The 24,448-nt window shown below is 59.4% G+C and carries 24 protein-coding genes; 19 read left to right on the plus strand and 5 right to left on the minus strand.

The genetic code is table 11. The features are described 5' to 3' along the window. Positions 1 to 19: 19 nt before the first annotated feature. The 11 genes from RHP74_RS26525 (at position 20) to RHP74_RS26575 (ending at position 15,284) form a co-directional block, all read left to right on the plus strand. Positions 20 to 1,456, plus strand: a complete 1,437-nt coding sequence (locus RHP74_RS26525; protein ID WP_010467604.1) for a sigma-54 dependent transcriptional regulator — start codon at positions 20 to 22, stop codon at positions 1,454 to 1,456. A gap of 738 nt (positions 1,457 to 2,194) precedes the next feature. After that, a complete protein-coding gene (locus RHP74_RS26530) occupies positions 2,195 to 3,595 on the plus strand; it encodes a polynucleotide adenylyltransferase PcnB (RefSeq protein WP_010467601.1) in 1,401 nt (466 codons plus the stop codon). A gap of 3 nt (positions 3,596 to 3,598) precedes the next feature. Next, positions 3,599 to 4,084: a 2-amino-4-hydroxy-6-hydroxymethyldihydropteridine diphosphokinase gene (gene folK / locus RHP74_RS26535; protein WP_282411790.1), complete on the plus strand. Its 486-nt coding sequence runs from the start codon at positions 3,599 to 3,601 to the stop codon at positions 4,082 to 4,084. 364 nt (positions 4,085 to 4,448) lie between these two features. After that, positions 4,449 to 5,249 carry a 3-methyl-2-oxobutanoate hydroxymethyltransferase gene (gene panB, locus RHP74_RS26540; RefSeq protein WP_010467597.1) on the plus strand — a complete coding sequence of 267 codons (801 nt, stop codon included), beginning with the start codon at positions 4,449 to 4,451 and terminating at the stop codon, positions 5,247 to 5,249. After that, positions 5,246 to 6,106, plus strand: a complete 861-nt coding sequence (gene panC, locus RHP74_RS26545) for a pantoate--beta-alanine ligase (RefSeq protein ID WP_010467596.1) — start codon at positions 5,246 to 5,248, stop codon at positions 6,104 to 6,106. Before panB ends, panC begins: the two co-directional genes overlap by 4 nt. 193 nt (positions 6,107 to 6,299) lie before the next feature. Further along, on the plus strand, positions 6,300 to 6,680 hold the full coding sequence (panD, locus tag RHP74_RS26550) for an aspartate 1-decarboxylase (RefSeq protein WP_003228271.1): 381 nt from the start codon (positions 6,300 to 6,302) through the stop codon (positions 6,678 to 6,680). A gap of 224 nt (positions 6,681 to 6,904) precedes the next feature. Further along, positions 6,905 to 8,569 carry a glucose-6-phosphate isomerase gene (gene pgi, locus RHP74_RS26555; RefSeq protein ID WP_200667024.1) on the plus strand — a complete coding sequence of 555 codons (1,665 nt, stop codon included), beginning with the start codon at positions 6,905 to 6,907 and terminating at the stop codon, positions 8,567 to 8,569. Positions 8,570 to 8,799: 230 nt separating this feature from the next. Next, complete coding sequence (gene acs / locus RHP74_RS26560) at positions 8,800 to 10,737, plus strand: acetate--CoA ligase (protein WP_311096683.1); 1,938 nt, start codon at positions 8,800 to 8,802, stop codon at positions 10,735 to 10,737. Between the two features lie 175 nt (positions 10,738 to 10,912). Further along, a complete protein-coding gene (locus RHP74_RS26565) occupies positions 10,913 to 11,929 on the plus strand; it encodes a class I SAM-dependent rRNA methyltransferase (protein WP_010467591.1) in 1,017 nt (338 codons plus the stop codon). Positions 11,930 to 12,033: 104 nt separating this feature from the next. Further along, positions 12,034 to 14,988 (plus strand): DUF748 domain-containing protein, encoded by a 2,955-nt coding sequence (locus RHP74_RS26570; RefSeq protein WP_311096684.1) that lies wholly within the window; start codon positions 12,034 to 12,036, stop codon positions 14,986 to 14,988. After that, positions 14,988 to 15,284: a DUF2845 domain-containing protein gene (locus RHP74_RS26575; RefSeq protein ID WP_154501766.1), complete on the plus strand. Its 297-nt coding sequence runs from the start codon at positions 14,988 to 14,990 to the stop codon at positions 15,282 to 15,284. The genes RHP74_RS26570 and RHP74_RS26575 overlap by 1 nt, the downstream gene beginning before the upstream one ends. Before the next feature lie 285 nt (positions 15,285 to 15,569). Here the strand turns inward: RHP74_RS26575 and RHP74_RS26580 are convergent, their stop codons facing one another. Next, positions 15,570 to 15,923, minus strand: a complete 354-nt coding sequence (locus RHP74_RS26580; protein WP_010467586.1) for a BON domain-containing protein — start codon at positions 15,921 to 15,923, stop codon at positions 15,570 to 15,572. A gap of 312 nt (positions 15,924 to 16,235) precedes the next feature. Beyond that, positions 16,236 to 16,643, minus strand: a complete 408-nt coding sequence (locus tag RHP74_RS26585) for a pilin (RefSeq protein WP_311096685.1) — start codon at positions 16,641 to 16,643, stop codon at positions 16,236 to 16,238. 225 nt (positions 16,644 to 16,868) lie between these two features. Between RHP74_RS26585 and pilB the strand changes: the two genes are divergently transcribed. Genes pilB through yacG form a run of 5 tightly spaced genes read left to right on the plus strand, consistent with a single transcriptional unit; the run spans position 16,869 to position 21,480 of the window. Next, positions 16,869 to 18,569, plus strand: a complete 1,701-nt coding sequence (pilB, locus tag RHP74_RS26590) for a type IV-A pilus assembly ATPase PilB (protein ID WP_010467584.1) — start codon at positions 16,869 to 16,871, stop codon at positions 18,567 to 18,569. A 2-nt stretch (positions 18,570 to 18,571) separates the two neighbouring features. Then, the gene (locus RHP74_RS26595) at positions 18,572 to 19,789 is read left to right on the plus strand and encodes a type II secretion system F family protein (RefSeq protein ID WP_010467583.1); all 1,218 of its coding nucleotides are present in this window, start codon (positions 18,572 to 18,574) and stop codon (positions 19,787 to 19,789) included. Between the two features lies 1 nt (position 19,790). After that, the gene (locus RHP74_RS26600) at positions 19,791 to 20,663 is read left to right on the plus strand and encodes an A24 family peptidase (protein ID WP_311096686.1); all 873 of its coding nucleotides are present in this window, start codon (positions 19,791 to 19,793) and stop codon (positions 20,661 to 20,663) included. Continuing rightward, the gene (coaE, locus tag RHP74_RS26605) at positions 20,660 to 21,283 is read left to right on the plus strand and encodes a dephospho-CoA kinase (protein ID WP_042932554.1); all 624 of its coding nucleotides are present in this window, start codon (positions 20,660 to 20,662) and stop codon (positions 21,281 to 21,283) included. Before RHP74_RS26600 ends, coaE begins: the two co-directional genes overlap by 4 nt. Beyond that, on the plus strand, positions 21,280 to 21,480 hold the full coding sequence (gene yacG / locus RHP74_RS26610) for a DNA gyrase inhibitor YacG (protein WP_154913029.1): 201 nt from the start codon (positions 21,280 to 21,282) through the stop codon (positions 21,478 to 21,480). Before coaE ends, yacG begins: the two co-directional genes overlap by 4 nt. A 3-nt stretch (positions 21,481 to 21,483) precedes the next feature. Here the strand turns inward: yacG and RHP74_RS26615 are convergent, their stop codons facing one another. From RHP74_RS26615 to RHP74_RS26625, 3 genes are all read right to left on the minus strand, one after another. Beyond that, entirely contained in the window at positions 21,484 to 21,699 is a 216-nt protein-coding gene (locus RHP74_RS26615; RefSeq protein WP_010467577.1) for a hypothetical protein, read from the minus strand. Between the two features lie 63 nt (positions 21,700 to 21,762). Further along, a complete protein-coding gene (locus RHP74_RS26620; protein WP_083375730.1) occupies positions 21,763 to 22,452 on the minus strand; it encodes an energy-coupling factor ABC transporter permease in 690 nt (229 codons plus the stop codon). Further along, a complete protein-coding gene (locus tag RHP74_RS26625; protein ID WP_010467572.1) occupies positions 22,449 to 22,916 on the minus strand; it encodes a hypothetical protein in 468 nt (155 codons plus the stop codon). The genes RHP74_RS26620 and RHP74_RS26625 overlap by 4 nt, the downstream gene beginning before the upstream one ends. A gap of 129 nt (positions 22,917 to 23,045) precedes the next feature. On the opposite strand from RHP74_RS26625, the gene RHP74_RS26630 reads away from it, so the two are divergent. From RHP74_RS26630 to RHP74_RS26640, 3 genes are read left to right on the plus strand one after another with little or no spacing between them, the layout of a single operon-like run. Then, on the plus strand, positions 23,046 to 23,672 hold the full coding sequence (locus tag RHP74_RS26630; protein ID WP_007970534.1) for a DUF1780 domain-containing protein: 627 nt from the start codon (positions 23,046 to 23,048) through the stop codon (positions 23,670 to 23,672). Beyond that, positions 23,669 to 24,196, plus strand: a complete 528-nt coding sequence (locus RHP74_RS26635; protein WP_010467568.1) for an MOSC domain-containing protein — start codon at positions 23,669 to 23,671, stop codon at positions 24,194 to 24,196. The genes RHP74_RS26630 and RHP74_RS26635 overlap by 4 nt, the downstream gene beginning before the upstream one ends. A 51-nt stretch (positions 24,197 to 24,247) precedes the next feature. After that, a complete protein-coding gene (locus RHP74_RS26640) occupies positions 24,248 to 24,421 on the plus strand; it encodes a DUF3094 domain-containing protein (RefSeq protein ID WP_008028730.1) in 174 nt (57 codons plus the stop codon). Positions 24,422 to 24,448: the final 27 nt, after the last annotated feature.

Below are 24,448 nucleotides of genomic sequence, written 5' to 3' on the forward strand. Positions count from 1 at the left end.
CGTCGAGAGTATCGAATCAATGCCGCACATTTTGATCGTCGAAGACGAAACAATTATCCGCTCCGCCTTGCGCCGCCTGCTGGAACGTAACCAGTACCAGGTCAGCGAAGCCGGTTCAGTGCAGGAAGCACAAGAACGCTTCACCATTCCCACGTTCGACCTGATCGTCAGCGACTTGCGTCTGCCGGGCGCTCCGGGCACCGAGTTGATCAAACTCGGCCAAGGCACTCCGGTGCTGATCATGACCAGCTACGCCAGCCTGCGTTCGGCCGTCGACTCGATGAAGATGGGCGCGGTGGATTACATCGCCAAGCCTTTCGATCACGACGAAATGCTCCAGGCTGTCGCCCGTATCCTGCGTGACCGCCAATCGCTGCCGGCCGGCGGTGAACCTGCCACCGGCAAAGCGGCCAATGGCGCGGCGAAACCGGGTGTTGATAACAGCAACGGCGAAATCGGCATCATCGGTTCGTGCCCGCCGATGCAGGACCTGTACAGCAAGATCCGCAAAGTCGCGCCGACCGATTCCAATGTCCTGATCCAGGGCGAATCCGGTACCGGTAAAGAACTGGTGGCCCGCGCCCTGCACAATCTGTCCAAACGCGCCAAGGCACCGATGATTTCGGTGAACTGTGCAGCCATCCCGGAAAGCCTGATCGAGTCCGAACTGTTCGGCCACGAAAAAGGCGCGTTCACCGGCGCCAGCGCCGGGCGTGCCGGTCTGGTGGAAGCGGCGGACGGCGGCACCTTGTTCCTCGACGAAATCGGCGAACTGCCACTGGAAGCCCAGGCCCGCTTGCTGCGCGTGTTGCAGGAAGGCGAAATTCGCCGGGTCGGTTCGGTCCAGTCACAGAAAGTCGATGTGCGCCTGATCGCCGCGACTCACCGGGACCTCAAGAGCCTGGCGAAGATCGGTCAGTTCCGTGAAGACTTGTATTACCGCCTCCATGTGATCGCCCTGAAATTGCCGGCACTGCGCGAGCGCGGTGCCGACGTCAACGAGATCGCCAATGCCTTCCTGGCGCGACAGAGCGCGCGGGTCAACCGCACCGACCTGAAATTCGCGGCGGATGCCGAACAGGCGATCCGTCATTACTCCTGGCCGGGTAACGTTCGTGAACTGGAAAACGCGGTAGAGCGCGCCGTCATCCTGTGCGAGAGCCCGGAGATTTCCGCCGAGCTGCTGGGGATCGACATCGAACTGAGCGACCTGGAAGACGATGACTTCATTGGTCTGCCGCCGCAACAGGGCAACGGCGCCAGCAACAACAATCATGAGCCGACCGAAGACCTGTCGCTGGAAGACTACTTCCAGCACTTCGTGCTTGAGCATCAGGACCACATGACGGAAACCGAGCTGGCCCGCAAACTCGGGGTGAGTCGCAAGTGCCTGTGGGAACGTCGTCAGCGCCTGGGTATCCCACGGCGCAAGACCGGGGTTGCCAGCGAGAGCTGAACCGCGCCTGTCTGATGTGCGGGTAACACATGACTTTGTGAAAAAACTGTTACCTCAGTCGTTTCACGTAACAGAAGCCGGGGCTTACGGTAACGAAGTCCCGGCTTTTTTTCGGCCTCGAAAACCCTGCCAGCCCGCCTAACCCCTTGTTTTGCTGGACCTCACAAAAGTTGGCACGCACCCTGCTATATGTTTAGTACAAGAACAATAACAAGCAATGCACAAGACAATAAAAATAAGACGAATCGACTCACGCACAATAAAAACAAGACGGCGAGAGGCGCAGCTAACTGATTCTTTTGGAGAGGCGTTGTATTTGGGGCTTGCCCCACGACCAGGCCGAGAATAATAAAAAACTGTCCCAAGACAGTGCCTGAACTGGTTGGATCGAAAGATCACTGCAGCACAGCGACCAAAGCAATCCGTTTGCTCTTGGCTCCCGATTGGGAGGGCCATGAAGGAAACACTTCATGGCGAGGGCACTTAATAAAAACAAAAAGCCCGACTCAAAAATAAAAATAGAGCATGCAACTACTTTCTTGGGGAGCTTCGGCTCCCCTTGTAGTTTCTACGATTCGAAAAACCTACCCAAATCGGCTTTGTTTTCCGCTTGAAGCCTGCGGCTTACAGCTCATATCTGCTGTGTCCTACACCATCCCCTGACTAAATGCTAGAATCCCCGCCCATCATGCGGTCATTCTTCGTTATGGCCGAACATTCCTTCAAACAGTGCATCCCATGCTGAAGAAGTTGTTCCAGTCATTCCGTTCTCCCAAGCGTCATACGCAACACATTCGCAGTACGCCTGAAGTCCTCAACAGCGGCCAACATTCGCTGCAAAAGGCCCAATTCAGCCGTTACGCGGTGAACATCGTCGAACGCCTGCAGAACGCCGGTTACCAGGCCTACCTGGTCGGCGGCTGTGTGCGTGACATGCTCCTTGGCATCACGCCAAAAGATTTCGACGTCGCCACCAGTGCCACGCCTGAGCAGGTGCGGGCCGAATTCCGCAACGCGCGGATCATCGGTCGCCGCTTCAAGCTGGTGCATATCCACTTTGGCCGCGAAATAATCGAAGTCGCGACCTTCCGCGCCAATCACCCGCAAAACGACGAGGAAGAAGACAGCAACCAGTCTTCTCGTAACGAGAGCGGGCGCATCCTGCGCGACAACGTCTACGGCACGCTGGAAGAAGACGCGCAACGCCGCGACTTCACCATCAATGCCTTGTATTACGATCCGGTCAGCGAGCGCATTCTCGATTACGCCAATGGCGTTCACGACATCCGCAATCACCTGATCCGCCTGATCGGCGACCCGAAGCAACGCTACCAGGAAGACCCGGTACGGATGCTGCGGGCCGTGCGTTTCGCCGCCAAGCTGAATTTCGGCATCGAAAAACACAGCGCCCTGCCGATCCGCGACCTGGCGCCGATGCTGCGCGAGATCCCGTCAGCCCGTCTGTTCGAAGAAGTGCTCAAGCTGTTCCTCTCCGGCCATGCCGCGGACACCTTCGAGATGCTGGTCGACCTGCAGTTGTTCGATCCGCTGTTCCCGGCCAGTGCCGAGGCGCTGGAATACAACCCGACGTACACCCACACCTTGATCAGCGAAGCGTTGATCAACACCGACCTGCGGATCAAACAGAACAAACCGGTGACCCCGGCGTTCCTGTTTGCAGCCCTGCTGTGGCCTGCCCTGCCGGCCCGCGTCCTGCGCCTGCAAGAACGTGGCATGCCACCGATTCCGGCGATGCAGGAAGCCGCTCACGAGCTGATTGCCGAGCAGTGCCAGCGGATCGCGATTCCGAAACGCTTCACTATGCCGATCCGCGAGATCTGGGACATGCAGGAGCGGCTTCCGCGCCGCAGCGGCAAGCGTGCCGACCTGTTGCTGGACAACCCGCGGTTCCGTGCCGGTTACGACTTCCTGCTGCTGCGAGAAAGCGCTGGCGAGCAGACCGATGGCCTGGGCGAATGGTGGACCGACTATCAGGACGCCAATGACAGTGAGCGTCGGGACATGATCCGCGACCTCAGCGGCAAGGATGAAGGCACCGGCGCACCCCGCAAACGGCGTCGCAGCGGTGGCGCCAAGCGCAAACGCGCGGCCGGCGCACCGAGTGCTACGGGCGAGTAATCCATGGAACGCATCTACATCGGCATGGGCAGCAATCTGGCTGACCCCGCCGAACAATTGCGCAGCGCCGTCGAGGCGCTGGCGCAGTTGCCGCAAACCCAACTGGTCGGGGTGTCCGGGTTTTATCAAAGCGACTCGCTTCTGCCCGGCCAGCCGCGTTACACCAACGCGGTCGCCGCCCTCGACAGCACGCTCCCGCCACTGGACCTGCTTGATGCGCTGCAAGCCATCGAGAACGGACAAGGCCGCGAGCGTCTTGAGCGTTGGGGTCCACGAACGCTGGACCTCGACATCGTGCTGTTTGGCGACCGGCTGATCGACGAACCGCGCCTCAAGGTGCCGCACTACCATATGCAGGAGCGGGCCTTCGTTCTGTATCCGCTGGCCGAACTGGCGCCTGCGGAGCTGCGTCTCCCGGATGGCCGCAGCCTGAAAGAACTACTCGCCGGCTGCCCGTTCGTCGGCCTGGAACGCCTCCCTCCGAATTAATGCAAATCCCCTGTGGGAGTGAGCCTGCTCGCGATAGCGACTTAACATTCACCGAAGATGTTGACTGTCAGGACGCAATCGCGAGCAGGCTCACTCCCACATTGGTTTTTGTGTTGAACATAGAATCCGCTGCTGAATCGCATCAGTTACCCCGGTAACACCCCCCGCGTAACAATGCGGTAACACATGCAATTGACTTCCCGAGTTCTCCTCACGACTATAGGCGTCCCGCTGCCGCCAACACGGCGTTGAAGGGCGCAATCCAGGCCTTAAAAGCACGACATCAGAGCGTGCGCCTGTATTTAACGAAGAATCACGCGCGTTACTCGCAGTAGTTTCCAAGCGCCTGAATGAGGAACTTTTCATGCCAGCCATCACCCTGACCACTCTGCAAGGTTTGAAGCAAAAAGGTGAAAAAATCACCATGCTGACCTGCTATGACGCGACCTTCGCCCACGCCTGCAATCAGGCTGGCGTCGAAGTGCTGCTGGTGGGCGACTCCCTCGGCATGGTTTTGCAAGGTCACGACAGCACCCTGCCGGTGACCACCGCGGAAATGGCTTACCACGTGGCAGCCGTCAAACGCGGCAACGCCGATGCGCTGATCCTCGCCGACCTGCCGTTCATGGCCTACGCCACCACCGAACAAGCCATGAGCAACAGCGCCCTGTTGATGCAGGCCGGTGCGCACATGGTCAAGGTTGAAGGCGCATTGTGGCTCGCCGACTCGATCCGCCTGCTGGCCGAACGAGGCATCCCTGTGTGCGCGCACATGGGCCTGACACCGCAATCGGTGAACATGCTGGGCGGTTACAAAGTCCAGGGCCGCAGCGAGAACCAGGCGCGACAGATGCGCGCCGACGCCATCGCGTTGGAACAGGCCGGTGCCGCCATGCTGTTGCTTGAATGCGTACCGAGCGAGTTGGCCCAGGAAATTACCCAGGCAGTGGGCATTCCGGTGATCGGCATCGGTGCCGGCAGTGACACCGATGGCCAGGTCCTGGTCCTGCACGACATGCTCGGCCTGTCCATTACCGGTCGCGTACCTAAATTCGTAAAGAACTTCATGAACGGCCAGACCAGCATTCACGCAGCTCTGAGCGCCTACGTCAGTGAAGTCAAAGCCGCCTCTTTCCCTGGGATCGAACACGGATTCTCTGCATGAACACCGTAAAAACAGTACGCGAACTCCGGGCCGCCGTGGCCCGTGCCCGCAGCGAAGGCAAGCGCATCGGCTTCGTGCCGACCATGGGCAACCTGCACAGCGGTCATGTCGCGCTGATTACCAAAGCGACCCAACGGGCGGATTTCGTAGTCGCCAGCATTTTCGTCAACCCGCTGCAATTCGGCGCCGGCGAAGACCTCGACAAATACCCGCGGACCCTGGCGGCTGACCAGGAGAAACTGCTCCAGGCCGGTTGCCACTTGCTGTTCGCGCCCACCGTCGAAGAAATGTACCCCGACGGCATGGCCGGCCAGACCCGCGTCAGCGTCCCACAACTCTCCGAAGGCCTGTGCGGCGCCAGCCGTCCCGGGCATTTCGAAGGTGTCGCGACGGTCGTCAGCAAGCTGTTCAACATGGTCCAGCCGGACCTGGCGGTCTTCGGCCAGAAAGATTTCCAGCAACTGGCGGTGATCAAATCCCTGGTCCATGACCTGAACATGCCAGTGCAGATCATTGGCGAACCGACCGTTCGGGCGGCCGATGGCCTGGCGCTGTCGTCGCGCAATGGTTTCCTCAGCGAAGAGCAGCGCGCCGTTGCGCCGGTGGTGTATCGCGGCCTGTGCCAGATTGCCGAGGCGATCAAACAGGGCGAGCGGGATTTCCCGGCGCTGATCGACGCACAGATCAAGCAGCTTGAAGCAGCCGGGTTGCGCCCCGATTACCTGGAGATTCGTCACGCACAAACCTTGCGCCCAGCGACTCCGGAAGATCGGGACCTGGTGATATTGGTTGCGGCGTTCCTGGGCACCACACGGTTGATCGACAACCTGCACCTGAACCTCGACGCCCCCGCCTAAGCACCGCCCCCCTGTAGGAGCGAAGCTTGCTCGCGAAGAGGCTGTCACACTCGACATTTGTGTCGACTGATACGACGCGTTCGCGAGCAAGCTTCGCTCCGACAGAAAACTGCGTGGTTTCGCTCCCTTATTGCTGCCTTTTATGCCTTCGGGCAAACTGCCCGCCGTTCGATTCCGACCTGGGAAAACACTCATGCACGCCATCATGCTCAAAGCCAAGCTGCATCGCGCCGAAGTCACTCACGCCGTACTCGATTACGAAGGTTCCTGCGCCATCGACGGCGAATGGCTGGACTTGTCCGGCATCCGTGAGTACGAACAGATCCAGATTTATAACGTCGACAACGGCGAACGCTTCACCACCTACGCGATTCGTGGCGAAGAAGGCTCGCGGATGATCTCGGTCAACGGTGCTGCCGCGCACAAGGCCAAGGTCGGTGACCGTGTGATCATCTGCGCCTACGCCCATTACAGCGAAGCCGAGCTGCTCAACTTCAAACCGCGCATGCTTTACATGGCGCCTGGCAATGAACTGAGCCACACCAGCAATGCCATTCCGGTTCAGGTCGCCTGATCGAACCGACGCCCCTCCCGTTTGTCGAACCGTTCCCTGCTTTGTGTATAAAAAAGTACCGGGAACGTGTTAGACAAAGTCAAGACAGATCGCAGCGCGAGGTTTACTGTATTCGCCCTGTGTCATTGAAATCGTGTCGACGCAGTTGACCGGACGCTGCCTACGGCGCGCCGGGATTTTCAGTGTTCAAAAAAGCCGTTCAAGTAAAAAGGAAACCCGCAGCGATGGCGTACTACCGCACTCCTCACGACGTGACCGCTCTGCCCGCCTGGCAAGCGTTGAATGACCACCGCCAAGCCATGCAGGATTTCAGCATGCGCGAGGCCTTCAATGCCGATCCGCAGCGTTTTACTCAATTCACCCTCAGCAGCTGCGGCCTGTTTCTCGATTACTCGAAGAACCTGATCAACGCCGAGACCCGCAATCTGCTGGTGGGCCTGGCCAATGAAGTCGACCTCAAGGGCGCGATCAAATCGCTGTTCGACGGCGAAATCGTCAACTCGTCGGAAGGTCGTCCAGCCCTGCACACCGCACTGCGTCGCCCGGTTGGCGACAAGCTGTCGGTGAATGGCGTCAACGTGATGCCAGAAGTGCACAAAGTGCTGAACCAGATCACCGACCTCGTCGGCCGCATCCATGACGGTCTGTGGCGTGGCTACACCGAGAAGCCGATCACTGACGTGGTGAACATCGGCATCGGTGGCTCGTTCCTCGGCCCTGAGCTGGTGTCTGAAGCGCTGCTGTCCTACGCCCAGAAAGGCGTGCGTTGCCATTACCTGGCGAACATCGATGGCAGTGAGTTCCACGAACTGACCATGAAGCTGCGCGCTGAAACCACGCTGTTCATCGTGTCGTCGAAATCCTTCAACACCCTCGAAACCCTGAAAAATGCCCAGGCCGCTCGCGCCTGGTACCTGGCTCAGGGCGGTTCGGAAGCCGAGCTGTATCGTCACTTCATCGCCGTATCCAGCAACAACGCGGCGGCCGTGGCGTTCGGTATCCGCGAAGAAAACATCTTCCCGATGTGGGACTGGGTCGGCGGCCGTTACTCGCTGTGGTCGGCCATCGGCTTGCCAATCGCGCTGGCCATCGGCATGTCGAACTTCAAGGAGCTGCTGTCCGGTGCCTACACCATGGACCAGCATTTCCAGAGCGCGCCATTCGAACAGAACATGCCGGTGCTGCTGGCGTTGCTCGGCGTGTGGTACGGCAACTTCTGGGGTGCGCAAAGCCACGCGATCCTGCCTTACGACCACTACCTGCGCAACATCACCAAGCACTTGCAACAGCTGGACATGGAATCCAACGGCAAGAGCGTGCGCCAGGACGGTACGCCAGTGTCCACCGATACCGGCCCGGTGATCTGGGGTGGCGTGGGTTGCAACGGTCAGCACGCGTATCACCAGTTGCTGCACCAAGGCACCCAACTGATTCCGGCCGACTTCATCGTGCCGATTGTCAGCTTCAACCCGGTCTCCGACCACCACCAGTGGCTGTACGCCAACTGCCTGTCGCAAAGCCAGGCTCTGATGCTCGGCAAGACCCTTGTCGAAGCCGAAGCCGAACTGCGTGACAAAGGCATGAGCGAAGAAGACGTGCATAAAATCGCGCCGCACAAGGTGATCCCGGGCAACCGTCCGAGCAACACCCTCGTGGTCGAGCGCATCAGCCCCCGTCGTCTCGGTGCGCTGGTGGCGATGTACGAACACAAAGTCTTCGTGCAAAGCGTGGTCTGGGGCATCAATGCCTTCGACCAGTGGGGCGTGGAGCTGGGCAAGGAGCTGGGCAAAGGCGTTTACAACCGCCTGGTCGGCAGCGAAGAAACCCCGGCTGACGATGCTTCCACCCAAGGCCTGATCAACTACTTCCGCGGTCGTCACCGCGGTTGATCTGACGCCTGCCCACAGGGTTTGTGCCAAACACAAATGCTGTGGGCAACACCAATCCCTGTAGGAGTTAGCCTGCTTGCGATAGCGGTTTTTCATTCAACATCGATGTTGACTGACCCACCGCTATCGCGAGCAGGCTCACTCCTACAGTTGTTTTGTGTCTGGCTTGAACCCTTTCGCTACTCGGCGCATCTTTATTACTTGTCGCAAAACAAGAATAAGGAACCGTCATGTTCGATATCAGCACGTTCCCCAAAGCCGATGCCGTCCGCCGGGCTGCACACTTGAGTCAAGACGACTACCACCGCCTCTACCGTCAATCCATCGAGCACCCCAGTGAGTTCTGGGCCGAGCAGGCCACCCGCTTTCTCGACTGGAGCACGCTGTGGGACACCGTCCAGCGCTATAACCTGAAGACCGGCGAGGCCAGCTGGTTTGCCGGTGGCAAGTTGAACGTCAGTTACAACTGCATCGACCGTCACCTGGAAAAACGCGGCGATCAGATCGCCATCCTCTGGGAAGGCGACGACCCCGCCGAATCCGCGCAGATCACCTACAAGAAACTCCATCACAACGTCTGTCGCCTGGCCAACGTGCTCAAAAGCCGTGGCGTGAAAAAGGGTGACCGCGTGTGCATCTACATGCCAATGATTCCCGAAGCGGCCTACGCCATGCTCGCCTGTACGCGGATTGGCGCGGTGCATTCGGTGGTGTTCGGTGGCTTCTCTCCAGACTCTGTGCGCGACCGGATTCTCGACGCCGACTGCCGCACGGTGATCACTGCCGATGAAGGCGTGCGCGGCGGCAAATTCGTGCCGCTCAAGCAGAAGGTCGACGAGGCGCTGCAAAGTTGCCCGAACGTCAGCACCGTCATCGTCGTCGAGCGCACCCAAGGCAAAGTGGACTGGGTTGAAGGTCGCGATCTCTGGTATCACCAGGCGCTACGCGACGTCAGCGACGATTGCCCGCCAGAGCCCATGGACGCCGAAGACCCGCTGTTCATCCTCTACACCTCCGGCAGCACCGGCAAACCCAAAGGCGTACTGCACACCACCGGCGGCTATCTACTGCAAGCGGCGATGACCTTCAAGTACGTACTCGACTACCGCGATGGTGAAGTCTTCTGGTGCACCGCCGACGTCGGCTGGGTCACCGGCCACAGTTACATCGTCTATGGCCCGCTGGCCAACGGCGCGACCACGCTGATCTTCGAAGGCGTGCCAAGTTACCCGAACAGTTCGCGCTTCTGGCAGGTGATCGACAAACACCACGTCAACATTTTCTACACCGCCCCGACTGCGCTGCGCTCGCTGATGCGTGAAGGCCCAGAGCCGTTGAAGGACACTTCTCGCCAGAGCCTCAGATTACTCGGCAGCGTCGGTGAGCCGATCAACCCGGAGGCGTGGGACTGGTACTTCAACGTCGTCGGCGAACAGCGGTGTCCGATCGTCGACACCTGGTGGCAGACCGAAACCGGCGGCATCATGCTCAGCCCGCTGGTCAGCGCGCAACGGATCAAGCCCGGCTGCGCCACCCAACCGATGTTCGGCGTGCAACCGGTGCTGCTGGATGAAACGGGCAAGGAAATCAAAGGCGCCGGCAGCGGCGTGCTGGCGATCAAATCCAGCTGGCCGGCGCAGATCCGCAGCGTCTATGGCGACCCGCAACGGATGGTCGACACCTACTTCAAGCCCTACCCCGGCTACTACTTCACCGGCGACGGCGCGCGGCGTGATGAGGATGGCGATTACTGGATCACCGGCCGCATCGACGACGTGATCAACGTCTCCGGGCACCGCATCGGCACTGCCGAGGTAGAAAGCGCGCTGGTGCTGCACGACAGCATCGCCGAGGCCGCCGTGGTCGGTTATCCCCACGACCTCAAGGGCCAGGGCATCTATGCCTTTGTCACGCCCATGAACGGCACCGAGGCCAATGACGAACTGAAGAAGGAACTGCTGGCTCACGTCAGCAAGGAGATTGGCAGTTTCGCCAAACCGGACTTGATCCAATGGGCCCCGGCCTTGCCGAAAACCCGTTCGGGCAAGATCATGCGGCGCATCCTGCGCAAGATCGCGTGCAACGAACTGGACAGTCTGGGGGACACCTCGACCCTGGCCGATCCAAGCGTGGTGCAGGGGCTGATCGACAAACGTCTGAACCAGTAACGCACCTGACAGCATCGCGAGCAGGCTCGCTCCCACATTGGCTTTGTGCGAAACGCAAAACGCTCAGCCAACAATTAGCTCTGTGGGAGCGAGCCTGCTCGCGATGGCAACACCTCGACTTCACGCCAATGCTGTTAAACTCCCGCGCCAAATTCCCTCCTGCAAGGCGCACAGCATGTCTTCCTTGAATCAGGCGCTGCGCGCCGCCCTCGATCATCGCCAGGACCTGCTCGCCGAGCTGCATCAGCAAGGCACCGATTGCTATCGCCTGTTCCACGGCAGCCAGGAAGGCGCCGGCGGCCTGACCATCGACCGCTACGGCCCGCAACTGCTGGTACAAAGCTTCCACCAGGCGCTGGAACGTGACGCACTGCTGCAACTGCACGAGACCGTCAATCAACACCTGGGCCTCGATACGCTGCTGGTCTACAACGACCGTTCCCGGGGCAACTCGCGTATCGACCGCGAAGACACCGTCTACCGCGCCGACGAGGCAGCCCTGCAAGACTTGATCGGCCATGAATGGGGCCTGAACTATCGGGTTCGCGGTCGTCATGCCGGCCAGGATCCGCTGCTGTTTCTCGACCTGCGCAACACGCGCGGCTGGGTCAAGGAGCACAGCAAAAACAAAAGCGTGCTCAACCTGTTCGCCTACACCTGTGGTGTCGGCCTGAGTGCTGCGGCCGGCGGGGCAAGTGAGGTGTGCAACCTGGATTTCGCCGAGGGCAATCTGGCGGTCGGCCGCGAGAACGGTCTGCTCAATCCGCAATTGCCGGCCATGGAATTCATCCAGTCCGATTACTTCCCGGCCATCCGCCAACTGGCGGGGCTGCCGATCAGTCAGCGACGCGGGCAGAAACTGCCGAGTTACACGCGTCTCGACCAGCGTCAGTACGACCTGGTGCTGCTCGACCCACCCGCCTGGGCCAAGAGCGCGTTCGGCACGGTCGACCTGCTGCGCGACTACCAGAGCCTGCTCAAACCCGCGCTGCTGACCACCGCCGAGAACGGCGTGCTGATCTGCTGCAACAACCTGGCAAAGGTCAGCATGGACGATTGGCGCGAGCAGGTTTTACGTTGCGCAGAGAAGGCCGGGCGGCCGGTGCGTGAGTGGACCGTGATGAAGCCGGGCGGTGATTTCCCGTCCATGGATCAACAGCCGCCGCTGAAGACGTTGATTCTGCAACTCTGATCACGCAGGAAATTTCCTACGCAAATTTCTGAAAAACCAGAAGAGTGCGTTCACTTCGGAACCGGAATCGCGTGCCATACTCCAACGCACTCCGATTCAGACAGATGAAGCCACACATGCCCAAAGGATTGATTCGCGCTATTGGCGCATTGTTGACTGCTCTGGCCCTTTATAGCCTGCTGGGGTTTCTGATTTTGCCGGGCATCGCGTTGCGGGTCGCCAACCAGCAATTGGCCAATTACGCCACGATGCCCGCGACGATTTCCCGGATCGAGCTCAACCCCTTCAGCCTGGAAGTGACCCTCTGGGGCCTGGTCATCGGCGAGCCGGGCAAAGAACAGGTCGGTTTCGAACGCCTGTACGCCAACCTTCAAATCGACAGCCTGTGGACCAAGGCGCTGCACCTGTCCGATATCGAAATGGACAAACCCAAGACCGAAATCCTTTTCGGCAAGGACGGCAAGCTCAATCTGCTGGGCCTGTTCAAGATCCCCGCCAGCGAACCGACTCCGGCCGACCCGGATGCCAAGCCGTTCCCGTTGCGTATCGAGCGGATCAAACTGGCGGGCGGCAATGTGCACTTTCAGGATTTGCGCCCCAGCGAACCCATCGAATTCCTCTACGACAAACTCGACTTCGAGCTGAAGAACCTCAGCACGCTGCCGGAAGACAGTGCCGACATGACGTTGGTGGCCATCGGCCCGGGCGGTGGGCAGCTCGACTGGACCGGTAACTTCAGCCTGATCCCGATTGCCTCCGAAGGTAAGCTCAAGATCACCGACGGCAAGATGAAAGCCTTCTGGCCCTATGTGCGTGACGCGTTGCCCCTGGTGCTCGAAGACGGTGTCGTCAACCTGAGCACTGACTACAAGCTCAACTTGTCCAAGGAAACCGAGCTGCTGCTGAGCAACGTCGCCGTCAGCGTCGCGCCATTTGCCATCAAGGCCCCGGACGGTCGACCACTGGCCAAACTCGAGCGCCTGGACATCAGTGAAACCACGGTGGACCTGGCCAAACAGCAAGTGGTGGTCGGCAAGATCCGTAGCAATAAACTGGAAACCTGGGCCGCCCTGGAAGCCGACGGACAACTCGACTGGCAAAAACTGTTCGCCAGCCAACCATCCAAAGCTGCAGTAAAAGCCAACGCCGAACCGGCGAAAACGCCGGCGGCAGCCGATTCGCCTGAAGCCGAACCCGCGCCACCGAGCAAGCCGTGGCAAGTGCTGCTCAAAGACGTGCAACTGCGCAATTACCAGGTGCATCTGGCCGACCGCAAGGCACAACCGGCCGTGGCACTGGATGTCGGTCCGCTGAACCTCGATTTGCAAAATTTCGACAGCCTCAACGGCTCGCCTTTTAACCTCAAGCTCGACACCGGCGTGGGCAAACAGGGCAAGCTCATGGCCGACGGCGTGGTCAATCTGGCACCGGTCAGCGCCAAACTGAATGTGCAAACCAAAGACATCGACCTGCGTGTCGCCCAGTCCTACATCAACCCGCTCATTCGCCTGGAGCTGCGCAGCGGCATGCTCGGCAGTGATCTGGCGGTCGATCTGAAAAGCACCGAGCCATTGGCATTCAGCGTCACCGGTAAAGCGCAGGTCGATCAACTGCACACCCTCGACACCCTCAAGACCCGCGACTTCCTCAAGTGGCAGCAGCTGGTGCTCGAAGGTCTGAACTATCAGCATGGCGACAGCCTGTCGATCGACAAGGTCAACCTGTTCCAGCCTTACGTGCGTTTCATGATCAACGATGACCGCACCACCAACATCGATGACCTGCTGATCCCGCAACCGGCCGACACCGCAGCTGCCAAGACAGCCGCCAGCAAACCCGCCAGCAAGGACAAACCGCTGGGCATCCACATTGGCGGCATTGCGATCAATGACGGTTCGGCGAACTTCGCCGACTTCAGCCTGACCCCGAACTTCGCCACGGCGGTGCAACAACTCAACGGTCAGATCGGCACCATCGACAGCCGTCAGGCGAAACCGGCCAGCGTCGATATCAAAGGCAAGGTCGACCGTTACGCGCCCGTGACCATCAAGGGTTCCGTCAACCCGTTCGACCCGATGGCCAGCCTCGACATCGCCACCAGTTTCAAACGTGTGGAACTGACCACGCTGACGCCCTACTCCGGCAAGTTCGCCGGGTACCGCATCCGCAAGGGCCGGCTCAATCTCGACCTGCACTACATCATCGTCAAGGGCCAGCTCAAGGCCGAAAACAAAGTGGTGGTCGAGCAACTGCAACTGGGTGAAAAGGTCGACAGCCCGGACGCCGTGAGCCTGCCGCTGAAACTGGCGATCGCGTTGCTCAAGGACGTCGACGGCAAGATATCAATTGAGCTGCCGGTGACCGGCGACCTGAACAACCCGCAGTTCAGCGTCATGCCGATTGTCTGGCAGACCCTGCGCAACCTCATCGTCAAGGCGGCTGCCGCACCGTTCAAAATGATAGGCGGGCTGGTCAGTGGCGGGGGTTCAGAAGATTTGGGCACTGTCTCGTTTGCGCCGGGCTCCAGTGAGCTGAGCAAGGACGCCGAGGGTTCGTTGATCAAACTGTCCCAGGCCCTAAAGGAACGCCCTGCCCTGCGCCTGGAAATCGAAGGCACCGCAGCCGCCAGCAGCGACGGTCCGCTGATTGCCGAGCAACGGCTTGAGCGCGAATACCAGTACAACTACTACAAAATGCTCCAGCGACGCGGTGACAAGGTTCCGGCCCAGGCTTCATTGCTGCAAGTGCCGGACGGCGAGAAAGGTCCGCTGCTGGAAGGGATCTACCGCACGCGCCTGAAGACCCAGCCACCGGCTGAGTGGAAGGATCTGGGCAAGGAAGAACGCACCGCAAAAATGCGCGCAGACGTGATCAAATTCTGGAGCACCAGCGACGTGTTGCTGCGCCAACTGGGTCAGGAACGCGCCAGCAGCATCAAGGATTACCTGGTGGACAAGGCCCAGATGGCCGATGACCGTGTCTACTTCATCGACGCCCAACTGGGCGAGGCGGAAAGTGACGGTCGGGTGGTAACGCCGATGCACCTGGATGCCGAGTGATGTTCAGACAAGTGTTGATCAGCCTGACCCTGGCGCTGGCGGCCAGTCAGGCCTCGGCGGCCGATACCCTGCGCTGTGGCAGTCAGTTGGTCAGCGTCGGGGACAGGTCCAGCGAAGTGCTACAGAAGTGCGGTGAACCGGTCAGCCGCGATCTGCTGGGCTACAAGCGCAGCGCCAACCGACGGGAAGAGTTTCAGGTCGAAGAATGGACCTACGGGCCCAATGGCGGGATGTATCAATACCTGCGGTTTGAAGGTAATCGCCTGAAACAGATCACCAGCAAGCGCGGTAACTGAACCTCCGATCCGGAGTGGTTACATCACAAAATGTGGGAGCGAGCCTGCTCGCGATAGCGGTGTGTCATACAGCATTGTTGTTGGCTGACACACCGCTATCGCGAGCAGGCTCACTCCCACATTGGTTTGTGTGACGCCCACAATAGAACAGGCCCCCGACACGAATGTCGGAGGCCTGTAATGGCCACATCCTTGTGGCCTTTCGCATGAACTCTCCAGATGCGGCTGGCGTATTGCTCGGCCCGCCTGCCGCGCCTTCTCCCAGTCCAGGCGAGAAGTCTGGCCTTACTCGGCTTTCAGGCCGTCAGCGGAGACCGCCTGGACGCCTTTGATTTTCTTGGCGATGGCCACTGCGGTGGTTTTCTGTGCTTCAGTCACTGCAACAGTGGACGACAGGGAAACAACACCTTTGTTGGTCTCAACCTTGATGTCGGTACCAGGAATGCCTTTTTCGGTTACCAGGTCTGCTTTGACTTTGGTGGTGATCCAGGTATCGGAGGTAGCTTCTTTGGCTTGGGTCACTTCACCGGCGGCCAGGACCATTGGAGCCTGAGTCGCTTGGGTTTGAGCGAATGCAGCGTTGGCCATGGTCAGGGTCAGCGCGGTAGCAGTAGCGGCAGCGATAGCGAACTTCTTCATACGAGTAACTCCTGTTTTTCTAGAAAGTCTGCTGCGTGTCTTGTCAGCAGGGTTACTGGGTATATTGCGAACGCTGTGCCAACTTTGAGGCAGCCAATAAATTCTTATAAAACAACGACTTATAAAAACACCTGATTTCCGGAATCATGCAAAATGCATGACTTGGTGATTCTCTACATGCAAGTTGCGGGTTTTGACGTGGGCCTAAGGCCATGAATTGTCGAGAATTTCTTTCTTTAACGAGTTTTTTCCTTCAACAGACAAAAAAATGCCCCACCTCGTGAAAGGCGGGGCATTTGTTAACCGCAAGTATCAGACGCCTGTGCAGCCTTTAGGTGCGTACTCCTGATCCACTGTGGTGGCGCAAGTCCAGCCAGTCAGAGAGCGCGTCAGGGTAATGGTTTTGCTCAAGACCGGACCTGGAGCGTTGAGGATCGTGCAACCGATGGTGCCGGTACCATCAGTCGCGACACCCGCTGCCGTGGTTGTGCAATTGGAAGTCGTGGCGGTTCCGCCCACTTTTGTCAGATCCGGATTGGTACCAGAGTTCATGAGGTCCTCAAACGGGACTTTCAACGCCGTGATCTCTGCCAGACCGGCCGTCACCTTGGCACGCGCTTGATACTTCGAATAAGCCGGCAACGCAAACGTCGCCAGAATCCCGATGATCGCCACCACGATCAGCAGTTCGATCAGGGTAAAACCTTTTTGAGTATTCATAGACAGGCTCCATGCATGAGTCGAAATCTCATGATCTGAATGAACTTCAGCACAGCCCGTGCCAAGCGCTGCGCCCCCAGTTAGCAGGGCGTGAAGCCAGGTCAGGGACCTTTCCTACCCCCAGGATCCGCACTATCTGACACTATTTGTCACCTGACGGCCGCTGGTTTGGCTCAGCGCCTTGACTAGGCTATAAGTCATGAACTGTCTGCGTCCGGTATCCCCATGAATGACATCGCCCTAAGCGGTCTGGCCAAGCAACTGGTCATGGCCGAACTGCTCACTGAGCAAATCGCGCAACAGGCGTATCTGCAAGCCCAACGCAGCAAAATCTCCCTGGTCAGTTACCTGGTGCAGAACAAGCTGGTGAAGAGCCGGCAGGTTGCCGAGATTGCCTCGGAGCATTTCGGCATGGCGCTGCTCGACCTCAATTGCCTGGACAAGGAAGCCCAGCCTCGAGGGTTGGTCAGCGAGAAACTGATCCGTCAGCACCACGCCCTGCCCCTCTGGCGCCGTGGCAACAAACTGTTCGTGGGGGTTTCCGACCCGACCAATCATCAAGCCATCAACGACATCCAGTTCAGCACCGGTCTGAACACCGAAGCCATTCTGGTAGAGGACGATAAGCTCGGCGATGCCATCGAGAAGTTCTTCGACAACCAAGCAACCGGCCTGGAAGACATGGCCGATGTTGACCTTGACGGGCTGGACATCGAGTCGGTCGACGACAACAAAAAAGACGCCATCGCCGGCCAGGATGCCGATGACGCGCCGGTGGTGCGCTTCGTCCACAAGATGTTGCTCGATGCGATCAAGAGCGGCTCTTCCGACCTGCATTTCGAGCCCTACGAAAAAACCTACCGGGTGCGGATGCGCACCGACGGCATGCTGCGAGAAGTCGCCAAGCCGCCGAGCCAACTGGCCAACCGCATTGCGGCGCGGCTGAAAGTCATGGCCAGCCTCGACATCTCCGAGCGGCGCAAACCCCAGGACGGACGGATCAAGATGCGCCTGTCCAAGACCAAGTCCATCGACTTCCGGGTCAACACCTTGCCGACCCTGTGGGGCGAGAAAGTGGTGATCCGGATCCTCGACCCGTCCAGCGCACAAATGGGCATCGACGCCCTCGGCTACGAGCCTGAACAGAAAGCCTTGTACATGGCTGCACTGAAGCAGCCACAGGGCATGATCCTGGTCACCGGGCCGACCGGTTCGGGCAAGACCGTGTCGCTCTACACCGGGTTGAATATCCTCAACACCGTGGACATCAACATCTCCACCGCCGAAGACCCGGTGGAGATCAACATGGAAGGCATCAATCAGGTCAACGTCAATCCCAAGCAAGGGCTGGATTTCGCCCAGGCTCTGCGCTCGTTCCTGCGTCAGGACCCGGACGTGATCATGGTCGGTGAGATCCGCGACCTCGAAACCGCCGAAATCGCCATCAAGGCCGCCCAGACCGGGCACATGGTGCTTTCCACCCTGCACACCAACAGCGCCGCGGAAACCCTGACCCGCCTGCACAACATGGGCATTCAGGGCTTCAACATCGCCACCTCGGTCACCCTGATCATCGCCCAGCGGCTGGCGCGCAAACTGTGCAGCCATTGCAAGAAACCCATCGAGATTCCCCGCGAGGCGTTGCTCAAGGAAGGCTTCCCCGAGGAACGCATCGGCTCGTTCACGATCTATGAGCCGGTCGGTTGCGATCAATGCAACGGCGGTTACAAGGGGCGAGTGGGGATTTATGAAGTGGTGAAAAACACACCGGACCTGCAACGGCTGATCATGGCCGAAGGCAATTCCCTGGAAATCGACATTCAGATGCGCAAGGACGGTTTTAATGACTTGCGCACCTCGGGCTTGATCAAGGCCATGCAAGGCGTCACCAGCCTTGAAGAAATCAACCGGGTCACCAAGGACTGAACATGGCGGTCAAAGCAGCAAAAATCAGCGTCTACGCCTGGGAAGGCACGGACAGGAAAGGATCAAAGATGACCGGCGAGTTGAGCGGTCTCAACCCGGCCTTGATCAAGGCTCAGTTGCGCAAGCAGGGGATCAACCCCGGCAAGGTGCGCAAGAAATCCGCCTCGATTTTCAGTTTCGGCAATCGGATCAAGGCTCAGGAAATCGCCCTGTTTACCCGGCAAATGGCAACGATGATGAAAGCCGGCGTGCCGCTGCTGCAATCGTTCGACATCATCGGTGAAGGCTTCGACAACCCGGCCATGCGCAAACTGGTGGACGAGGTGAAGCAGGAAGTCGCGGCGGGTAACAGCTTCGCCGCGTCCTTGCGTAAAAAACCGCAGTATTTCGACGAGCTGTACTGCAACCTCGTCGACGCAGGTGAGCAGGCTGGCGCTCTGGATACCCTGCTGGAACGGGTGGCGACCTATAAGGAAAAGAGCGAAAGCCTCAAGGCCAAGATCAAGAAAGCCATGACCTACCCGCTGGCCGTGGTCTTTGTGGCGATCATTGTCACCGGGATTCTGCTGATCAAGGTGGTGCCGCAGTTCGAGTCGGTGTTCAAGGGCTTTGGCGCCGAGTTGCCGGCCTTCACCGTGATGGTCATCGGCTTGTCGGAGTTCTTGCAGGCCTGGTGGTGGATGATGCTTGGCGCGTTGATCGCCGCGATCTTCGGTGTGCGCCACGCCTTTAAAACATCCGAGGCCTTTCGGGACCGCACGGACACCTGGCTGCTGAAGCTGCCGCTGATCGGCACCTTGATGTACAAGTCCGCCGTGGCCCGTTACGCCCGCACCCTGTCGACCACATTCGCCGCCGGCGTGCCGTTGGTCGAAGCCCTGGATTCAGTGGCGGGCGCGACCGGCAACATCGTGTTCAAGCGGGCGGTGCTGCGCATCAAGCAGGACGTGTCGACCGGCATGCAGCTGAATTTCTCGATGCGCACCTCAGGCATCTTTCCCAGTATGGCGATCCAGCTGACCGCCATTGGCGAAGAATCCGGCGCTCTGGACGACATGCTCGATAAGGTCGCGAGCTTCTACGAGGACGAAGTGGACAATATGGTCGATAACCTCACCAGCCTGATGGAGCCGTTCATCATGGTGGTGCTGGGTGTTATTGTCGGTGGCCTGGTGGTTGCGATGTACCTGCCCATCTTCCAACTCGGCTCAGCGATCTGACATGCCCTTGAACGAAGTCCTGATCCTCTATCCGCTGGTGTTCGTGGTCATCGCCTTGGCAGTCGGCCTGCTGGTAGGCAGTTTCCTCAACGTGGTGGTCTGGCGCCTGCCGAAAATGCTCCAACGCGAATGGCGGCTGCAAGCCCATGACGTGTTGGGTGTTCCGCCCGAGGCACCGGGCCCCGCCTACAACTTGATGCTGCCTCATTCCCACTGCCCGCAGTGCGACCATCGAATCCGCGCCTGGGAAAACATCCCGCTGCTCAGTTATCTGTTTTTACGGGGTCGATGCTCGAACTGCGCCGCGCCAATCAGCAAACGTTATCCGCTGACTGAACTGGCCTGCGGTCTGCTCTCGGGGTTTATCGCCTGGCATTTCGGCTTCGGCTGGCAGGCCTGCATGGTGCTGGTGCTGACCTGGGGCCTGCTGGCGATGAGTCTGATCGACGCCGAGCATCAACTGTTGCCGGATGTGCTGGTACTGCCACTGCTGTGGCTGGGGTTGATCGTCAACAGCTTCGGGCTGTTCGTGTCACTGCATGAGGCATTGTGGGGCGCAGTGGCCGGTTATATGACCTTGTGGTCGGTGTTCTGGCTGTTCAAGCTGCTCACCGGCAAGGACGGCATCGGCCATGGCGATTTCAAGTTACTGGCCCTGCTCGGGGCCTGGGGCGGCTGGCAGATATTGCCGTTGACCATTCTGCTGTCATCGCTCGTGGGGGCCATCATCGGGGTGATTTTGCTGCGACTGCGCAATGCGCAAACCTCGACTCCGATCCCCTTCGGACCCTTTCTGGCAATTGCCGGCTGGATTGCCTTGCTCTGGGGTGGTCAAATAACCGGCTTCTATTGGCAGTTTGTCGGTTTGAAATGAATACCCCTGTGGAAAAACCCTGGATTCTCGGCCTGACCGGCGGCATCGGCAGCGGCAAAAGCGCGGCTGCCCAGCACTTCATCGACCTGGGCGTGCACGTGGTGGATGCCGATCACGCAGCCCGTTGGGTGGTGGAGCCGGGGCGCCCGGCGCTGGCGAAGATCGCTGAACATTTCGGCCCCGGCGTATTGCAAGCCGACGGACAACTGGATCGCGCGGCGTTGCGCAAACTGATTTTTGAGGTGCCGGAGGAACGCCGCTGGCTCGAAGCGTTGCTGCATCCGCTGATCGCCAAGGAAATCACCGATCACCTGGCCAAGGCACAATCGCCTTACGCGATTCTGGTTTCGCCGTTGCTGATCGAGTCCGGGCAGTACGCCATGACCCAACGGGTCCTGGTGATCGATGCCCCGGAACAGCTACAGATCGAACGCACCTTGCAGCGTGACCAGACCAGCGAGCAACAGGTCCAGGCGATCCTCAAGGCGCAATCCAGCCGCCAGGACCGCTTGAGCCACGCCGACGATGTGGTGGTCAACGACCGCGACCTCGCCTGGCTGCACAGCGAGGTCGAACGCCTGCATCACTTTTACCTTACTTTGCGTGGAGGCCAGTCATGAGCCAGATCCCAACCGTCGAATGCCCAACTTGCGGCGCCCCCGTTGAATTTAGCCCGGAGAGCAAATTCCGGCCATTCTGTTCGGACCGTTGCAAACTGATCGACCTGGGCGCCTGGGCGTCGGAAGAACACAAGATTCCGGTCAGCCCGGACGCCGAAGACGAGATGTTCAGCGAAGACTTCGACCCGCGTCACTGACACTCAAGGCCGCATAAAGCCGTAGTCCTGGTCTTCATCGAGGTTTTCCGCCAGAAAGCGCAACTCGTCGGCCAGGTCTTCGGCACTGCGCACCGCTTTGCTCTGCTGCACCACCGCGCTGAGCAAGGCGCGCAGGCTCAATCCCGGATCAAACCCTACTTCCTGTGCGTTATCCAGACTCTGACGCAACTCCTGCCTTGCCCATTCGTACACACTCATATCGATGCTCCTGTAGGTTTTGTGGAGCATGAAAGCGTCAGCGTTTTATCGATTTGATGTGGATCAAGATTTGGGATCGTCGTCTTTCCAGGGCGCCGAAAGGTAGCGTGTGCGGTTGAAGGTCTCCAGCCATTCCGGGCTGAACACCACCAGCGCGCTGACAATCATGCCGTTGATGAAGGCTTCGGGAAAAATCAGCAGCCACAGATAACCGACAAAATCCTCAAGCCAGTACGGCATCTCGAAACGTTCGTTGAACCACAACAGCCACAGCGCCAGTAATAGACACAGCAACGCTGACAACGCCGCGGCGAAGAAGCCGGAAACGAAGATATACACAAAGGGATTACGTGGCTGCGCGCGTTCGACCAGGATCGCACAGCATTCGGTCACCAGCACCGGCAGCACAATCAGCAGCGCACCGTTGACCCCGACGGCCGCCAGGTCCTGACGCCCGAGCAGCACCAGCCCGCATTGCGCCACCAAGGCACCGACGATCGCCAGTGGCCAGTCCAGCAGCAACGTCACAGCCGTCATGCCGATGAAGTGATACGACACGCCTGTATCGAAATCACGTCGCACCAGCCACAGCATGAACAGCGCGAACACTGTGCCAAACAGCAAATGCTGACGGCGGCTGTCGGTGAACAGCTCAACCCACGGCGCACGCCAGAGGGCCCAGAGCAGCACGGACACATAAATCAGCCAGCCGACTGTCAGCGTTTGCTGGGACAGCAGCTCGGCACCGATCATGGTCCAGCCTTCTCCAGTGCCTCATGCAACTGCGCGGCCGTGGCATATTCGTGTTGCGCAACCAATTGGCCATCTTTGAGTTGCAGCCACAGCACTTTATCCACAGCCCCGGGATAACGCGGCGCCACACGCCCCTCGCGGTCCAGCATGACCCGATAGGAATAATCACGCATGGCCGGAACGGCAAACATCTTCGCGATCAGCCGTGGCATGCGCTGGATGTCCGCTAAAAACACAACGTGGCGCGCCTCCAGATAACCCTTGGGCTCGCCTTTCAGCGCAGCGTCAACCAGTTTGGCGGCGTCCATGCTTCGCGCCACCAGCAACGTCTGAGTCTGATGATCGAGCGTATAGGCCTGGTCGAATTGATCGAGCAAGGTCCAGGGCGCGAGTCGCTCGCCCACCTCCACCGCCTGGGCCCATAAGGGCAGAAGCCCCAGTAGCAACACCGGCCAATATTTCACATTCACCCCCTTGTCGGATCAATTACACACAGTGGCCATCAGTCTACACCGCCCGATCCGACTGCCCAGTGACGTCCTTTACCGGTAAACGCTTTCTGCTTGTCGCATTTGAACGCTAAGCTTGGGCCTATGGATGACTCAGATTATTTACGCCTGCTGACCATCGCGGCCGAGCAAGCCAACGCCTTTCTGTCCAATGCCCGCAAATGGGAGCGTGAGCGTTGGGTTTGTCAGCGCCTGCTGCAAGGCCTGAACATTCCCTATCGCGCCGACGAGTTCGCGCCTGCCGGGGAGCCGCCGGACGTGCTGTTTCGAGACGCCAGTTTCGAGGTGTTCTTCGTCCTCGACGAAGGCCGGCGCCTCAACGACGAATGGCGCGATGAACTGCAACGCCGGCGCAGCGCGTTTTCCCTGAGCCAACTGGTGCGTCGCGAGGCCAAGCCCCGGCGCATTCCCGCCAATGAATTCCTGCTGAGACTGGCGCCGACCTTGCGTAAAAAAGCCCACAACTACAAAGAACGCGGCATGGACCTGGGGGAACTGGACATCATTGCGTTCGCCAGCCTCAAGCGTGAAGTACTGGACCTCAACAGCCATTTTCCGCCGCCGACCGAATATTTGCGCCAGGGCTGGCGCTCGCTGTCGTTGGTCGGTCCGACCTTCGCCCGAGTGCTGTTTGCACATCCGGACGCTCCGGACTTCCTGCGCAGTAACCTTGGCCGCAGCATCGTCTTCGACGTCGGGATCAGCCTGTGAGCCCATTGCAGGCATTAATCGCCGAAGTCCCGCAAGCCGGCCGCGTGCGCTGGATCGGCGTGCGCCCGGAGCCTCACGTGCCAATGATCGAACTGGATGCCGTTGAGGCGCGACTTGAAGCCGGCCTGACTGGCGATCGAGCCCGCCCGGGAGTCCGTAACGCACGGCAAGTGACGTTGATTCAGTGGGAGCATCTGGCGGTGATCAGTTCGCTGATGGGCCGCCCGCACGACAAACCGGTCTTGCCTGAAGATTTGCGGCGCAACCTCGTTATCAGTGGTATCAACCTGTTCAGCCTCAAGGGTCGTCGCTTCCGTATCGGCCAGGCAATTTTCGAAACCACCGGCTGGTGCCAGCCTTGCGCGCGCCTGCAAAACAACCTCGGCCCCGGGACGTTTCAGGCTGTGCGCGGACATGGCGGAATCACGGCCCGAGTGCTACAAGGTGGAATCATTCGCCTGGACGACAGGGTGAGCGTCGAGCCCATTCCCGACAGCGGCTATGCTCCGTTCAACGTTCGTTAATCAGCCTGTAGCTTCTACACCTTCAGCAACGTCTACCTGACGAGGCCCAATATGACCAGCCGCCTGAACCCCGACGACCAGAAGCATGTCGAAGAGTACCTGCACCTGTCCCAGCACCGAGTCGAGCGCCGGCCTTTCCGGCCGTGGATGCTCCTGGTGGTGGTGTTGGCAGTGACCATTGGTTTAGGCCTGTTGAGCCGATTTATCAGTTACCTGACGCTATGAGCTGCCTCGCGCTCGCTCGGTTGACTG

Origin of the sequence: Pseudomonas sp. SG20052 (genome assembly GCF_031766055.1) — a bacterium.
Lineage (GTDB): Bacteria > Pseudomonadota > Gammaproteobacteria > Pseudomonadales > Pseudomonadaceae > Aquipseudomonas > Aquipseudomonas mandelii.

What these genes read in the sequence shown, in the direction of transcription:
- RHP74_RS26525 (WP_010467604.1), top strand. Translation starts at nt 20, where the DNA reads ATGCCGCACATTTTGATCGTCGAAGACGAAACAATTATCCGCTCCGCC.
- RHP74_RS26530 (WP_010467601.1), top strand. Translation starts at nt 2,195, where the DNA reads ATGCTGAAGAAGTTGTTCCAGTCATTCCGTTCTCCCAAGCGTCATACG.
- folK (WP_282411790.1), top strand. Translation starts at nt 3,599, where the DNA reads ATGGAACGCATCTACATCGGCATGGGCAGCAATCTGGCTGACCCCGCC.
- panB (WP_010467597.1), top strand. Translation starts at nt 4,449, where the DNA reads ATGCCAGCCATCACCCTGACCACTCTGCAAGGTTTGAAGCAAAAAGGT.
- panC (WP_010467596.1), top strand. Translation starts at nt 5,246, where the DNA reads ATGAACACCGTAAAAACAGTACGCGAACTCCGGGCCGCCGTGGCCCGT.
- panD (WP_003228271.1), top strand. Translation starts at nt 6,300, where the DNA reads ATGCACGCCATCATGCTCAAAGCCAAGCTGCATCGCGCCGAAGTCACT.
- pgi (WP_200667024.1), top strand. Translation starts at nt 6,905, where the DNA reads ATGGCGTACTACCGCACTCCTCACGACGTGACCGCTCTGCCCGCCTGG.
- acs (WP_311096683.1), top strand. Translation starts at nt 8,800, where the DNA reads ATGTTCGATATCAGCACGTTCCCCAAAGCCGATGCCGTCCGCCGGGCT.
- RHP74_RS26565 (WP_010467591.1), top strand. Translation starts at nt 10,913, where the DNA reads ATGTCTTCCTTGAATCAGGCGCTGCGCGCCGCCCTCGATCATCGCCAG.
- RHP74_RS26570 (WP_311096684.1), top strand. Translation starts at nt 12,034, where the DNA reads ATGAAGCCACACATGCCCAAAGGATTGATTCGCGCTATTGGCGCATTG.
- RHP74_RS26575 (WP_154501766.1), top strand. Translation starts at nt 14,988, where the DNA reads ATGTTCAGACAAGTGTTGATCAGCCTGACCCTGGCGCTGGCGGCCAGT.
- RHP74_RS26580 (WP_010467586.1), bottom strand. Translation starts at nt 15,923, where the DNA reads ATGAAGAAGTTCGCTATCGCTGCCGCTACTGCTACCGCGCTGACCCTG.
- RHP74_RS26585 (WP_311096685.1), bottom strand. Translation starts at nt 16,643, where the DNA reads ATGAATACTCAAAAAGGTTTTACCCTGATCGAACTGCTGATCGTGGTG.
- pilB (WP_010467584.1), top strand. Translation starts at nt 16,869, where the DNA reads ATGAATGACATCGCCCTAAGCGGTCTGGCCAAGCAACTGGTCATGGCC.
- RHP74_RS26595 (WP_010467583.1), top strand. Translation starts at nt 18,572, where the DNA reads ATGGCGGTCAAAGCAGCAAAAATCAGCGTCTACGCCTGGGAAGGCACG.
- RHP74_RS26600 (WP_311096686.1), top strand. Translation starts at nt 19,791, where the DNA reads ATGCCCTTGAACGAAGTCCTGATCCTCTATCCGCTGGTGTTCGTGGTC.
- coaE (WP_042932554.1), top strand. Translation starts at nt 20,660, where the DNA reads ATGAATACCCCTGTGGAAAAACCCTGGATTCTCGGCCTGACCGGCGGC.
- yacG (WP_154913029.1), top strand. Translation starts at nt 21,280, where the DNA reads ATGAGCCAGATCCCAACCGTCGAATGCCCAACTTGCGGCGCCCCCGTT.
- RHP74_RS26615 (WP_010467577.1), bottom strand. Translation starts at nt 21,699, where the DNA reads ATGAGTGTGTACGAATGGGCAAGGCAGGAGTTGCGTCAGAGTCTGGAT.
- RHP74_RS26620 (WP_083375730.1), bottom strand. Translation starts at nt 22,452, where the DNA reads ATGATCGGTGCCGAGCTGCTGTCCCAGCAAACGCTGACAGTCGGCTGG.
- RHP74_RS26630 (WP_007970534.1), top strand. Translation starts at nt 23,046, where the DNA reads ATGGATGACTCAGATTATTTACGCCTGCTGACCATCGCGGCCGAGCAA.
- RHP74_RS26640 (WP_008028730.1), top strand. Translation starts at nt 24,248, where the DNA reads ATGACCAGCCGCCTGAACCCCGACGACCAGAAGCATGTCGAAGAGTAC.